The sequence below is a fragment of the Microbacterium sp. NPDC089188 genome (assembly GCF_040685155.1).
Lineage (GTDB): Bacteria > Actinomycetota > Actinomycetes > Actinomycetales > Microbacteriaceae > Microbacterium > Microbacterium galbum.
Map to the genome: position 1 here is coordinate 113,546 of NZ_JBFBHH010000003.1, position 13,187 is coordinate 126,732.

Annotated in this window: 12 protein-coding genes; 11 read left to right on the forward strand and 1 reads right to left on the reverse strand. The window is 70.8% G+C overall.

The window, feature by feature from the left end:
* The first annotated feature begins 61 nt into the window (after positions 1-61).
* The 9 genes from AB0N80_RS10440 (at position 62) to AB0N80_RS10480 (ending at position 10,274) form a co-directional block, all read left to right on the forward strand.
* Positions 62-844 carry a biotin--[acetyl-CoA-carboxylase] ligase gene (locus AB0N80_RS10440; RefSeq protein ID WP_363578695.1) on the forward strand — a complete coding sequence of 261 codons (783 nt, stop codon included), beginning with the start codon at positions 62-64 and terminating at the stop codon, positions 842-844.
* An 80-nt stretch (positions 845-924) separates the two neighbouring features.
* Complete coding sequence (locus tag AB0N80_RS10445) at positions 925-1,479, forward strand: PH domain-containing protein (RefSeq protein WP_315993347.1); 555 nt, start codon at positions 925-927, stop codon at positions 1,477-1,479.
* 191 nt (positions 1,480-1,670) lie between these two features.
* Positions 1,671-2,804, forward strand: a complete 1,134-nt coding sequence (locus tag AB0N80_RS10450) for a 5-(carboxyamino)imidazole ribonucleotide synthase (RefSeq protein WP_363578696.1) — start codon at positions 1,671-1,673, stop codon at positions 2,802-2,804.
* A gap of 119 nt (positions 2,805-2,923) precedes the next feature.
* Positions 2,924-3,391 (forward strand): 5-(carboxyamino)imidazole ribonucleotide mutase, encoded by a 468-nt coding sequence (gene purE, locus AB0N80_RS10455; RefSeq protein WP_363578936.1) that lies wholly within the window; start codon positions 2,924-2,926, stop codon positions 3,389-3,391.
* A 38-nt stretch (positions 3,392-3,429) separates the two neighbouring features.
* Complete coding sequence (locus AB0N80_RS10460) at positions 3,430-4,854, forward strand: LCP family protein (RefSeq protein ID WP_315994584.1); 1,425 nt, start codon at positions 3,430-3,432, stop codon at positions 4,852-4,854.
* The gene (locus tag AB0N80_RS10465; RefSeq protein WP_363393127.1) at positions 4,851-5,954 is read left to right on the forward strand and encodes a glycosyltransferase; all 1,104 of its coding nucleotides are present in this window, start codon (positions 4,851-4,853) and stop codon (positions 5,952-5,954) included. Before AB0N80_RS10460 ends, AB0N80_RS10465 begins: the two co-directional genes overlap by 4 nt.
* A 60-nt stretch (positions 5,955-6,014) precedes the next feature.
* Positions 6,015-6,965, forward strand: coding sequence for a glycosyltransferase (locus AB0N80_RS10470; protein WP_363578697.1), 951 nt, complete (start codon positions 6,015-6,017; stop codon positions 6,963-6,965).
* A gap of 229 nt (positions 6,966-7,194) precedes the next feature.
* On the forward strand, positions 7,195-7,560 hold the full coding sequence (locus AB0N80_RS10475) for a hypothetical protein (RefSeq protein ID WP_315993343.1): 366 nt from the start codon (positions 7,195-7,197) through the stop codon (positions 7,558-7,560).
* Entirely contained in the window at positions 7,560-10,274 is a 2,715-nt protein-coding gene (locus tag AB0N80_RS10480; RefSeq protein WP_363578937.1) for a hypothetical protein, read from the forward strand. Before AB0N80_RS10475 ends, AB0N80_RS10480 begins: the two co-directional genes overlap by 1 nt.
* An 88-nt stretch (positions 10,275-10,362) precedes the next feature.
* Here AB0N80_RS10480 and AB0N80_RS10485 read toward each other — a convergent pair whose 3' ends face one another.
* Positions 10,363-11,871, reverse strand: coding sequence for a DUF2142 domain-containing protein (locus AB0N80_RS10485; protein ID WP_363578698.1), 1,509 nt, complete (start codon positions 11,869-11,871; stop codon positions 10,363-10,365).
* A gap of 155 nt (positions 11,872-12,026) precedes the next feature.
* Here AB0N80_RS10485 and AB0N80_RS10490 point away from each other — a divergent pair, with 155 nt between their 5' ends.
* Entirely contained in the window at positions 12,027-12,758 is a 732-nt protein-coding gene (locus tag AB0N80_RS10490; RefSeq protein ID WP_363578699.1) for a glycosyltransferase family 2 protein, read from the forward strand.
* On the forward strand, positions 12,755-13,159 hold the full coding sequence (locus AB0N80_RS10495; RefSeq protein ID WP_363578700.1) for a DUF2304 domain-containing protein: 405 nt from the start codon (positions 12,755-12,757) through the stop codon (positions 13,157-13,159). Before AB0N80_RS10490 ends, AB0N80_RS10495 begins: the two co-directional genes overlap by 4 nt.
* Positions 13,160-13,187: the final 28 nt, after the last annotated feature.

Genomic DNA, 13,187 nt, shown 5'->3' on the forward strand with positions numbered 1-13,187 from the left:
TGGTGTCGGTCGTCGCACGCAACCGGATGCCGCCGCGCCGCCGTTTCCCTAAGGTGTGGACATGCCGATCCCCGCGTCCGGATACCCCCGCACCGCCGACATCAGCCCCCGCGTCCAGGTGGTGACGACCACCGATTCGACCAATGCCGACGTCGTGGCCGCCGTCACCGCCGACCCCGCCGGCTGGCCCCACCTCTCGTTGCTCGTCACCGATGACCAGCGCGCGGGCCGGGGGCGCCTCGACCGCACGTGGACGGCGCCGGCGGGCACAGCGCTCGCCGTGTCCGTCGTGGTCGACGCGTCCGGCATCCCGATGTCGTCGCGCGGGTGGATCCCGCTGGCCGCGGGGGCGGCCATGACCCGCGCTGTCCGCGCGCAGCTGACCGGCCACGGCGGCAGCGCCGAGCTGAAGTGGCCGAACGACGTGCTCGTGGACGGCGCCAAGATCTGCGGCATCCTGGCCGAGGCGGTGCCGGGCACGTTCGACACGGTGGTGGTCGGAGCGGGTGTCAACACGCGCATGTCCCGCGCCGATCTCCCCGTGACGACCGCGACGTCGTTCCCGGCGATCGGGGCGGAGTGCGACGACGACCGTTTGATGGCCGACTACCTCGGCCACCTGCGCGACAGCCTCGCCGCCCTCGCATCCGGGGACGTCGAGGGCGTGCACCGCGACATCGAGGGGCTGTGCGCGACGGTCGGGCGCGAGGTGACGGTGTCGATGCCGGACGGCACGACGCTGCAGGGGCGCGCCGAGCGACTCGACGACGACGGTCGCCTCGTCGTCGCCGCCGGCACGATCGAGACGGTCGTGGCCGCGGGCGATGTCGTGCACGTGCGCTGACGCGGTGCCGCGCTGCTCCGCCGCGACCGCCGCCCGCGTGTGCGCCGCGATCGTCGGCCACGGGGTCGCACAATGAGAGGGTGACCCAGCCGTCGAGCTCGATCGGGCGCCCGCGCATGCCGGCGCCGGGCACGAACGCGCCCGAGCTGCGCATCGCCCGGCTGCACGCCCATGCCCGCGGGCTGTTCTGGTCCGCACTCGTGCTCATCGCCGTCGCGGGGGCGACCGCCTACTTCTACGACAATCTCCCCGCGCCGTACGAGAACTGGATGCTGCTGACCGCCGCCGCGGTCGTCATCCTGCTGCTGGTCGTCATCCCGTTCCTCGTGTGGCTCTGCCACACGTGGACCATCACGACGCGCCGCGTCATCGAGCGCTCGGGGCCGTTCGGCTCGACCCAGCGCGAGATCTCCCACGTGCGGGGCTACGCGATCCAGATGCGTCGCGGCCTCCTTCAGCGCCTCTGGGGTGCGGGGACGTTGTCGCTGTCGAACGGCGTCGAGCCCCCGCTGCGCCTGAAGAACATCCCGCACGCCGTGCTCGTGCACGAGACGCTGGTCGATCAGGTCGAGGTCAACCAGATCCTCGCCCACCGCGATTCGCAGACCTTCGGCTCGGGCTCCGTCGGCCTCTGACTCGAGGGGGCCCGGTCCTTCGACGGGCTCAGGCTTCGAGCGGAGGTGGCGGAGCCCGTCGAAGCCGCCGGGCGTCGCGTCCGCGCCCCCGGAGCCGGGCTCGGCGTCGGCGCTTCCCGACGCCCCGGGGCGGCCCCGGCTCGCGCGCGCGCGGACGTCCCGACAGAATGGATGCCGACGGAAGGAGCGGCATGGCGCTGCGAGTCGGAGTGGTCGGTGGCGGGCAGCTGGCGCGGATGATGATCGCGCCGGCGGTCGAGCTGGGCGTCGAGATCCGCGTGCTCGCCGAGCAGGAGGGCATGTCGGCGGCCCTCGCCGCAACCGCCGTCGGCGATTACCGCGACGCCGCGACCGTGCTCGCGTTCGCGCGCGACGTCGACGTCATCACCTTCGACCACGAGCACGTCCCGCAGGACGTCCTCGCCGCCCTCGTCGACGCGGGCGTCGCCGTGCACCCCGGCCCCGCGCCCCTCGGCGTCGCGCAGGACAAGCTCGTCATGCGCGCCCGCATGGCCGAGCTGGGCCTGCCGCAGCCCGACTGGGCCGCCGTCGCGGACTCCGCGGCGCTCCAGGACTTCCTCGACGCCCATGGCGGTCGCGCGGTCGTCAAGACCCCCCGCGGCGGATACGACGGTAAGGGCGTGCGGGTCGTATCGGCCGCGACCGAGGCCGACGACTGGTTCGCCGCCCTCGCGGAAGACGGCAACGGGGGGTCGCTGCTCGTCGAGGAACTCGTCGACTTCACGCGCGAGCTCGCCCAGCAGGTCGCCCGTCGCCCCTCCGGCGACGTCCGCGCCTACCCGGTCGTCGAGACCGTCCAGCGCGACGGCGTGTGCGCCGAGGTGGTCGCCCCCGCCCCGCGCGCCGACCAGCGCGTGCAGCGCGCGGCCGCCGGGATCGGTGTCGCGGTCGCGGAGGGCCTGGGGGTGACCGGCATGCTCGCCGTCGAGCTCTTCGAGACCACCGACGAGCGCATCCTCATCAACGAACTCGCCATGCGTCCGCACAACAGCGGGCACTGGACGCAGGACGGCGCCGTCACGAGCCAGTTCGAGCAGCACGTGCGCGCGGTCCTCGACCTGCCCCTCGGATCGACGGATGCCGTCGCCCCCTGGACCGTGATGATCAACGTGCTGGGCGGGCCGGCGGAGGGCACGCTCGAGGAACGCTTCCCCGCCGCCATGGCCGCTCACCCGTCGGCCAAGATCCACACCTACGGCAAGGCGCCGCGGCCGGGCCGCAAGGTCGGGCACGTCAACGTCGTCGGAGACGACCTCGACGACGTCGTGTACGAGGGCCGCGCGGCCGCGGCCTTCTTCGACTGAATGGGCGACCGACCGGCACTCCTGAGCGCGCCGTTCCGCGATCTTCCAGCGAGCCCCCCTAGCCTGGTGCGGTGACCCGGCCGCTGCATTCTTCCGAGACGCCCGTGGTCGGCGTCGTCATGGGCTCCGACTCCGACTGGCGGGTGATGGATGCCGCCTCCGCGGTGCTGACGGAGTTCGGCATCCCGCACGAGGTCGAGGTCGTCTCCGCCCACCGCACCCCCGACAAGCTCATGCGCTACGGACGCGAGGCGCGCGGCCGGGGGCTCCGCGCCATCATCGCCGGGGCCGGGGGAGCGGCGCACCTGCCGGGCATGCTGGCATCCGTCACCGCCCTCCCCGTGGTCGGCGTCCCGGTGCAGCTGGCGACCCTCGACGGGCTGGACTCGCTGCTCAGCATCGTGCAGATGCCGGCCGGCATCCCCGTCGCGACCGTGTCGATCAACGGCGCGAAGAACGCCGGGCTGTTGGCCGCCCGCATCCTCGGCAGTGCCGACGCAGAGCTCGCGGAGCGCGTGGAGGCATACGCCCGAGACCTCGAGGCCCAGGTCGACGAGAAGAACCGGCGTCTGAAGGACTCGCTGTGACCCTCGCAGCGCCCGCCCGCCCGCGCGCACACGCGCCGATGATCGAGGCGCGGCCGCTGCGCAACCCCGACGCGTCGTCGGTCGAGGTCATGACCCGCCGCGGCTGGTGGCTCGTCGTGCTGAACCTGCTCATCCCCGGGTCGGCGCAGGTGCTCGCCGGCAACCGGCGCCTCGGTCGCTTCGGACTCGGCGCCACCCTCGCGCTGTGGACGCTGCTCGTGCTGGCGGGCCTGGGGGCGATCCTGTGGCCGACCGGCCTCTTCACCCTCGCGACCGGCTCGTTCTTCCCCGACTTCCTGTCGTGGTTCCGACCCCTGCCGTTGACCCTCGTGCAGGTCGTGATCGCCGCCTACGTCGTGCTGTGGGTCGTGCTCACCATCGACACCCTGCGCCTGATCCGCCTGGTCAAGGTCGGTCCCCTCTCGCGCGTCGCCCTCGCGATCGTGTCCGTCGGGATGCTGGTGCTCACCGGTTCGGGAGCCGCCTGGGCGGCTCAGATCGCGGGGAGCACCCGCGACGCGTTCTCGACGCTGTTCGCGCAGTCGGCCCCCGTCGTGCCGCCGTCCGACGGCTACTACAACATCCTCCTTCTCGGCGCCGACTCCGGCGAAGGTCGCGATTCGATGCGTTTCGACAGCATCTCCGTGGTCTCCATCAACGCCGCCACCGGCGCGACGACGATCACCGGAATCCCGCGCGACATGCCGCACTTCCCCTTCGCCCCGGGGCCCATGCAGGACAAGTACCCGGACGGACACACCGGATACGCCAATGCGACGTGCGGCTGGGGCAGCGGCATCAACCAGCTCAAGACCGAGGTCGAGATCTGCCAGGACGGTAACGCCCTCTACCCCGAGGCCGAGGCGCACGACTCCGAGCCCGGGATCGAGGCGACCAAGGACGCCGCCGAGGGCATCATGGGCATCCAGATCCCGTACTACGTGCTCATCGACATGAAGGGCTTCGCCGACGTCATCGACGCCCTGGGCGGGGTCGACATCAACGTCCAGGAGCGCCTGCCCAAGGGCGGACCCGCCTACGACGGCCAGCCGGTGGACGACTGGGCATTCGGATGGATCGAACCCGGTCAGCAGCACATGGACGGCGACACCGCCCAGTGGTACGCCCGCTCGCGTTACACCACGAGCGATTTCGACCGTATGCGTCGCCAGCGCGAGTTGCAGGAGGCGATCCTCGCGCAGTTCACGCCCCAGAACGTGCTCGCGCATTTCCAGCAGGTGGCCACCTCGACCACGAACATCCTTCAGACCGATCTGCCGCAGAGCCTCATCGCCCCGACACTGGTCGATCTCGCCCTCAAGGCGAAGGACCAGACGGTCGGCACCCTCGAGCTCACCCCCGCGGGCGGCGTCGACGAGTTCGACCCCGACTACGCGCAGGTGCAGCAGATGGTGAAGGACGCCCTGCACCCGCCGACCGAAACGGAGAGCCCCGCGCCGTGACCGTCACCCTCCGCGTCGTCCTCGATCAGCTCGTCGCCCCGACCTCCCGCGACCTCGCCGAGGCCTCGGCATCCCTCACCGAAGCACTCATCGCGACGGCGCCACGAGGCTGCGACGTCGCGGCGATCGTGCCCGCCCCCGGCCTCGCCGACGATCAGACGATCGAGGGGCTGAGCTCCGAGACGCGGCTGGCGGTGCGTCGCCGCGAACTCGCGGCGTCGTGGCAGTTGGGGGTGGCCCCGGGGATCGGCAAGGGGCTCATCCACTCCCCGACGGCGCTGGCCCCGCTGGTCCGGCACGACCGGGTCAACGAGACGCACCAGATCGTCGTGACGCTCTGGGACCTGCGGGCGTTCGAGACCCCCGACGAGCTGCCGAGGACCGAGAGCCTCGCCGCGCGGGCCCTGCTCTCGCGCGTGGCGAAGCACGCGGACGCGGTGATCGTGCCGACCCACGCGATGGCCGACCGGCTCGCCGAGACGGCCAAGGCGAAGCTCGTGAAGAAGGTCCGCGTGATCGGCGGTGCTCCCGCCGCGGGACTCCGCGTGCCCTCGGATGCCGTGGGGCGCCTGCGCGCCCTCGATCTGCCGTCGACGTTCGTCGCCACCGCGGGAGGCGTCGCCGCCTCCGACGACCTCGCCCACGCCTTCGAAGCGGTCGTCTCGGCGGGCTGGGACGGCGACGTGGTCGTGCTCGACGTGCCGGACGGGGAGGAGCCCGGCGTGGCCGACATCGCGGCGGCGGCCGGCGTGGCGGAGACACGCGTTCACGCGCGCGGTTCGCTCGACCGGTGGGACCGCGCGGCCGTGCTCTCGCACGCCGCGGCGTTCATCGCCCCGTGCGCCCGCACCGACTGGCCCTGGCGGGCGGTCGATGCGCTCGCGCTCGCCGTTCCCGTCGTGGCCGTCGACACCGTCGCGCACCGCGAGGTGCTCGACGACGCGGCGGCCTATGCGGCCCCGGAGGAACTCGGCGAGGCCCTCGCCCTCGCCCTGGGCGACGAGGCGGAGCGTCTGCGCGTGCTCGCCGGTGATCGCGCGAAGGGGTTCGCCTGGGCAGCCGCGGCCGAGCGCGTCTGGGCGCTGCACGCGGAGCTGTGATCGATCGACCTCCCGCGAGGCTCCCGCGACCGCGGACGAGGCGACCCTAGGCTTCGACGTATGCCTGCTCGCGTCGGGATCGTCGTCCGCACCCGCCACCGTCCCGGATTCCTCCGCGGTGCGCTCGCCGACATCGCCGCGCAGACCTTCGCCGACCGGCGGGTCGTGGTCGTGAACGACGGCGGCGTCGCCGCCGAGGTCGACCGCGTGGTCGCGGAATCCGGCCTCTCGGATGTCGAGATCGTGCACATCGCCGACGGCGACGGCGGTCGCTGCGTCGCCGCGAACACGGGCGTGCGCGCGCTCGACACCGACCACGTCGTGCTGCACGACGACGACGACCGGTGGCATCCCGAATTCCTCTCCCGTACCGTCGCGTGGCTCGACGCGCACCCCGACGACGCCGGCGTCGCGGTACCGACCGAGATCGTCTACGAGGAGCAGCGCGACGGGGACTGGGTCGAGGTCGGGCGCGCGCCCTTCTGGGCGGGGATGCAGCGGGTCTCGCTCACCGAGATGATGAGCATCAATCGCGTGGTGCCGATCGCGGTGCTGTACCGCCGTGCCGTGCACGCCGAGGTGGGCTGGTACGACGAGACGCTCGACGCCGTCGAGGACTGGGACCTCTACCTGCGCATCCTGCGCGTGCACGGGATCGGCTTCCTCCCGGGCGAGCCCCTTGCCTTCTGGACGCAACGACCGGATGCCGTCGGCCTCGACGCCAACAGCATGTTCGGTCTGGCCGCGGAGCACGCGCGCGACGACGCCCTGGTCCGCGACCGCGCGCTGGCGGAGTGGGTGCGCCGGGAGGGCGCCGGGCTCCCTCTCTTCGTCGCCGCGTCGCAGGCCGAGCTGGCGGCTCACGTCGACCGGTCGATCGAGGACGCCGTGGAGCGGATCGTCGAGCGGCTGCGCACCGACATCCGCGACGACGTCCGGCGCGAGATCGACGCGCATCAGCCGGTGATGTCGCGGCTACGGCGGGCGCGGCGGCGGCTCGGGGGGCGCTAACATATGCCCCTCTTCCTTCACAATATTCCCATCCGTCACTTGCGCAACGCATAATGAACGCGTGAAGCACCTTCTCGGCACCGTCGTCCCGTCTCCCTCGAGGCGCGCGCGTGTCGCGTCGTCCTCACTCCTGGTCCTCGCGGTGATCTCGTTGTCCGCGTGCGCGACCCCGGCGCCCGGCGCTGCTCCCGTCGCATCCGACACGGCATCGCCGAGCGCGTCCCCCTCCGTGCCTCCGACCTCCTCGCCCTCACCGACGGCCACCGCCGACCCCTCTCCCGCGCCGAGCGGGAGCGCGACCGATTCGCCGTACAACGGGGAGATCCTCGTCATCACCTCCGAGGTGCGCGACGGATCGCTCGAGGTCACGGCGATGGTGCCCGGGGTCTCCGAATCCGGCGGCACCTGCACCCTGACCCTCGAGCAGTCGCAGCGGTCGGTGTCGGTATCCGGTAACGAGGGCAAAGAGGTCACCTACTGCGGTCTCATGTCCATCCCCGTCGCCGAAGGGGACGACGCCGCCTTCACCGTCTCGTACACCTCCGCGAATCTCCGGGCGCAGTCGTCCATCACCACCATCGAGACGACGCCGTGATGCGTCGTTCCCGCCGCCGCAGTGTCGCGGCGGTCATCGCCTCCTGGGCGTGCGCCATCGCGCTCCTCGCCGCAGCTCCCCTCGCGCTGCCCGCCACGGTCGCCCCCGCACCTGCCGCCGCGGCCGCCGACGCGTCGGACTGGAACCCCGGCAGCATCATCGACGATGCGGTCTTCTACGACGGCACCGCGATGTCGGCGGGCGAGATCCAGACCTTCCTCGACGGCAAGGTCCGCTCGTGCCAGTCCGGCTACACGTGCCTGAAGGACTACCGGCAGAGCACCGACAACCGTCCCGCCGACAAGTACTGCAACGGCTACTCCGGAGCGGCGAACGAGAGCGCCGCCACCATCATCGACAAGGTGGCCCGCTCCTGCGGCATCAGTCAGAAAGCACTTCTCGTCCTCCTGCAGAAGGAGCAGGGGCTGGTCACCTCGACCGCTCCGTCGGCGTGGAACTACTCGGCGGCCACGGGCCAGGGCTGCCCCGACACCGCCCCCTGCGATGCGTCGACCCAGGGGTTCTTCTACCAGGTCTACTACGGCGCCCGTCAGTTCGAGGTCTACCGCCTGAATCCGAGTTGGTGGGGGTACCAGGCCGGCCGGTGGAACAACATCCTCTACAACCCGTCCGCGAGCTGCGGCACGCAGCGGGTGTACATCGAGAACCAGGCGACCGCCGGTCTGTACATCTACACGCCCTACGTCCCCAACCAAGCCGCGCTGCGCAATCTCTACGGCGAGGGCGACGGGTGCAGCGCATACGGCAACCGCAACTTCTGGCGCACATTCACCGACTGGTTCGGCTCCACGAAGGCCGGTGGCCGCCCCTTCGGATCTGCCGACGCGATCGAGGCCTATCCCGGTGGGATCCGCGTACGCGGGTGGGCCATCGACCCCGACACGTCCGACCCGATCCAGGTGCGGGTCTCCCTCGCGGGGGCAGTCACGACGCTGACGGCCAATGCGGATCGTCCGGACGTGGGTGCTGCATATCCCGGGGCGGGAAGCAGGCACGGGTTCGATACACGCATCCCCGTGACGACCGGCGGCAGCGGGCAGGTCTGCCTCACCGCGGTGAACACGGGTTCGGGAAGCGATGTCAGTCTCGGATGCCGAGAGATGCCGTTCTACACCGGTTCCCCCGTCGGTGCACTCGATTCCGTCGCGGTGTCCTCCGGATCGATCACGCTGACGGGCTGGGCCATCGACCCGGACACGGCCGCGTCCATCGCCGTCCATGTCTACGTCGACGGCGTCGGGACGGCCCTCGCCGCCAATCGCGCTCGCGCGGATCTGGCGACGCCTTACCCCGCCCACGGCACGGCGCACGGGTACAGTGCGACGTTGAAGGTGCCGCTAAATGCCCGCCAGGTCTGCGTCTATGGCATCGACACGGGCGGCGGCGACAACACGACCCTCGGGTGCCGCAGCATCATGACCCCTGCCTCGCAGGACATCGGCCGTGCGCCCCTCGGCTACATCGACGGCATCGACGTCGCGGGTACGACCGCCCGGGTGAGCGGGTGGGCCATCGACCCGGACACGAAGAAGTCCATCCCGGTGCACATCTACGTCGGCAGTGCCGGCCGGGCGTTCACCGCGGACGACAAGCGAAGCGACGTCGGTGAGGCCTACCCGGCGTACGGCAGCAACCACGGTTTCTCCGAGGTCGTCGACCTCCCCGCGGGCAACACAACCGTCTGCGTCTACGCGATCAACACCTCGGGCGATAACACGACCCTGGGATGCCGATCGGTCACCGGCGGTGACCAGGGCCGCGCGCCCATCGGAAACCTCGAGTCGGTCACCGTCTCCGGGCGCAGCGCAACGGTCACGGGCTGGGCCATCGACCCCGACACCATCCGGCCGATCGCCGTGCGCATTTCCGTCGACGGGAAATCCACGAGGGTCACGGCTCAGGCGTCGCGGCCCGACGTGGCCGCGGCGTACCCGGTGTACGGGGCGACGCACGGCTACTCCCGCACAGTGGACATCCCCATCGGTCCGTCCACAGTGTGCGTGAAGGCGGTCAACACGAGCGGACCCGACACCGACCTCGGCTGCCGGTCGATCACGACGCCGGATGAGGGCAAGACCCCCATCGGTGCGGTCGACGAGGTCGCCGTGTCCGGAACCTCCGCGAACATCCGCGGGTGGGCGATCGACCCCGACACCGCGAAACCGATCGACGTCCACGTCTACGTCGGCGCATCGGCGTCGGTGCTCACGGCCAACACGAGCCGCCCCGACGTCGGCGCGGCCTACCCGCTGTACGGCTCGGCGCATGGGTACCAGTCGTCCGTTCCGATCCCGGTGGGCACCTCACGCCTATGCATCTATGCGATCAACACCTCGGGGGCGAATCCGCTGCTGGGTTGCCGCACGGTGACCGGCGTCGCGGGAGCCCCCATCGGGCGCTTGGACGCCGTCACGGCCACCACAGGTGCTCTGACGGTGCGCGGATGGGCTTTCGACCCCGACGTGGCAGGACCCGTCACCGTTCGCGTCTCCATCGATGGGTCGGTCCGCACGATTCGCGCCGACCGATCGCGCCCCGACGTCGGCGCGGCCTTCCCCGCGGCGGGATCGAACCACGGCTTCGAGCAGCGGTACACCGCCTCGAAGGGGGACCGTCAGGTGTGTGCGAGCGTCGTCGACGACAAGGGCGGTTTCACGGTGTCGCTCGGCTGTCTCTCGGTCGCCGTGCGCTGAGTCGCTGCGCGAGCGGGGCGCATCGACCCGACGCGTCCCGCAAGGCGGCGGCGTGGGGGGATGACACGCCGTGGCCGGCGCGAGCCGGTCAACGCGCCGTCACGCTCGAGATCGGCGCTCGATCGACCAGGTCGCTCCCACGGCTCAGGAAAACGCCGGTGAGCATCAGAAGTCCGCCGAAGAACGTCACGGCGAGGACCGGTACGGCCAGAGGCGGCGTCCACTGCCAGGCGGCCGTGAGGGCGCTCGTGTCACCGGCGAGATAGCGGTGACCGGTACGCACCGTCGTGATCGTCACACCCACGACGAGGAACGTCGGAAGCAACCACCGCAGCATGGTCACGACGCGTCGGGTGCCGGCATCCACCGGATTCGGCCCCGGAGCCAGATCCACAGCGAGGGCGGCGATGACGAGCAGGGCGGCGACGAGCGGCATCGTGTACCGTCCCTGCCAGCCGTACCCCGACCACTGCAGGCCCGACAGCACGCCCGGAATGAGGGTGGCGGAACCGAACGCGAGCAGGATCGCCCAGCGGGCGCGCCGCGTCGCCAGGCCGAAGCAGAACACGAGTGCGCCGCCGAGGAGGAGGATCCATGACGTCGACAGGATATTGGGGCTGCGCAGGTCGAGCCACCCGAGGTTTCCGTACATCTGCGTGACCTGCTCGTGGTAGTTCGAATAGAACACCGAGATGCCCGTCAACCCGTCCGCGAGCGACGCCGGCTTTTCGACACCGACGTAGTTCGTTCCGTGCGCGAGCACCCACAGGACGCTGAAGACGGTGACCGCGGCGATGCCGCCCGCGACGATCCACGCACGCCGGTCGGTCATGAGTCGCCGCGTACGTTCCGCGCCCGCCACGACGAGGAGCGCCAGTGCGGTCACCGCGAGGAAGAGCGGGGACAGACCACGCGTCACCACCAGCACGCACGAGGCGGCGAGAAGGAGCGAGTGCTCCTCACGCCACCCGGCCCGCGGCGGACCGCATGCGACGGCGAAACCGGCGACCGTGGCGGCGAACAGCGTCGCGATCTCCCACGCGCTGGGATTCAGCACCATGCCGACGTAGAGCGTCATCGGCGTCAGGAACAGCGAGGCCGCGACCACGGGCAGGGGCGAGCGGGAGGAACGTCGCAACAGCGAGAGGCCCCAGGCCAGGAAGAACGCCGTGACGACGGCCGCCAGGGCGCGGGAGATATAGAGGCCGTACTCCGTGGGCACGGCCAGGGTGCCCAGACCGGTCCAGAAGTAGAAGACCGGGTTGTACAGGCCGGCGTTCGTCTGAGAGAGGATTTCGGCGGTGGAGCTGATGCGAAGGGGGCCCTGGCAGGCGGCGGTCACGTCGGGGTGGAAGGCGATGCACCCGGCGAAGACATCCATGTTCGCGAACCGGGCCGGCAGAGTCGGATGGAGCGTGCCCGGCTGACCGCGCACCACGGCCGCCGCGTAGACGTAGTGGGCTGCCTCGTCGGCACCGGAGGCGATCGGGAGGAACACTGCCCCCGAGAGCAGAATCGCCAGCAGGGCGGCGAAGACGACGGCGATGTCCGCCAGGGGACGCCGGGGGACGGCGAGGCGGGCGAGAAGTGCAGGCATGAGGTGGATCTTTCTGGGCGTCCCTCCGCCGACGTGGGGGAGTCGATGGCGGCCCGTGCGATCCTACAAGCAGGCGGTTTCACCACCCGGCCGGCTTCCTCCAGTCGACGCCGTGGCCCCCGGATGGAGCGAGGCGCGCTGCTACGATGAGGGCGATGTCTGCGGCACCATCGAGCACTCTGGTCATCGTTCCGGCATGGAACGAGGGCGAGAGCGTCGGTCCGACGATCCGGGAGATCCTGGCGCAGCCTGAGGCCTGGGACATCCTCGTCGTCGATGACGGTTCTCGGGACGACACGGCCGACAGAGCGCGTGAGGCCGGGGCCACGATCTTGTCCCTTCCGTTCAATCTCGGTGTCGGTGGAGCGATGCGGGCGGGTTTCCGCTACGCCCAGCGCCACGGGTACACCCGGGCGATCCAGGTCGACGCCGACGGGCAGCACAACCCGCGTGACATCGCAGCCGTGCTCGACGGCCTCGAGAGGGCTGACATCTCCATCGGCGCTCGATTCGCCGAAGTCGGCGACTATTCCGCGCGGGGCCCGAGGCGGTGGGCCATGCGCATGCTGGCGACCGTTCTCACCCGTATCTCCGGTACGCGACTGACCGACGTCACGAGCGGTTTCCGGGCGGCCAACGTCCGCGCCATCGACCAGTACGTCGATTACTACCCCGCCGAATATCTCGGCGACACCGTCGACTCGCTTGTCAACGCCGTGCACGCGGGTCTGACGGTGGTTCAAGTCCCCGTCGCGATGCGTCCGCGCGCCGCGGGCCGACCCAGCCAGAACCCGCTGGGTGCCTCCCTCTACCTCCTGCGCTCCGTCTTCGCCCTGTCGTTGGCGATCATGCGAGGAGCCGCTTCGAAGACGGGAGTGCGCGCGTGATCGTCATCGCCGGCATCACCTTCGCCGTTCTGGTGCTGGGACTGATCGTGGTCTTGCTCCTGCGTCGACAGTTGCGCGAGAAGTACGCCACGCTGTGGCTCGTCATCGGTCTGGCCCTTCTCGTGATCTCGATCTTCCCGGGACTGCTGGTGCAGGTGACGCATCTGCTCGGGGTGGAGGTCCCGGCCAACCTGATCTTCGCGATTTCGATCGCCCTGCTCGTCGGTGTTGCGCTGCATCTCTCCTGGGAGCTCTCCCGCGCGGAGGAGGAGATCCGCAGCCTCGCGGAGGAGTCCGCCATCAATCGTGCGGACGTCGAGGCGCTGACCCGACGCGTCGCGGATCTCGAATCTGCGCGCACTCCGGGCGACTCCACGCAGGCCGGGTCCGAACGCGCCTGATCGCCCTCTGAGTAGCCGTGTCCTGGGC

Excerpts from the sequence above, each read along its gene's own strand:
- AB0N80_RS10440 (WP_363578695.1), top strand. The coding sequence starts at position 62 with ATGCCGATCCCCGCGTCCGGATACCCCCGCACCGCCGACATCAGCCCC.
- AB0N80_RS10450 (WP_363578696.1), top strand. The coding sequence starts at position 1,671 with ATGGCGCTGCGAGTCGGAGTGGTCGGTGGCGGGCAGCTGGCGCGGATG.
- purE (WP_363578936.1), top strand. The coding sequence starts at position 2,924 with ATGGGCTCCGACTCCGACTGGCGGGTGATGGATGCCGCCTCCGCGGTG.
- AB0N80_RS10460 (WP_315994584.1), top strand. The coding sequence starts at position 3,430 with ATGATCGAGGCGCGGCCGCTGCGCAACCCCGACGCGTCGTCGGTCGAG.
- AB0N80_RS10470 (WP_363578697.1), top strand. The coding sequence starts at position 6,015 with ATGCCTGCTCGCGTCGGGATCGTCGTCCGCACCCGCCACCGTCCCGGA.
- AB0N80_RS10480 (WP_363578937.1), top strand. The coding sequence starts at position 7,560 with ATGCGTCGTTCCCGCCGCCGCAGTGTCGCGGCGGTCATCGCCTCCTGG.
- AB0N80_RS10485 (WP_363578698.1), bottom strand. The coding sequence starts at position 11,871 with ATGCCTGCACTTCTCGCCCGCCTCGCCGTCCCCCGGCGTCCCCTGGCG.
- AB0N80_RS10490 (WP_363578699.1), top strand. The coding sequence starts at position 12,027 with ATGTCTGCGGCACCATCGAGCACTCTGGTCATCGTTCCGGCATGGAAC.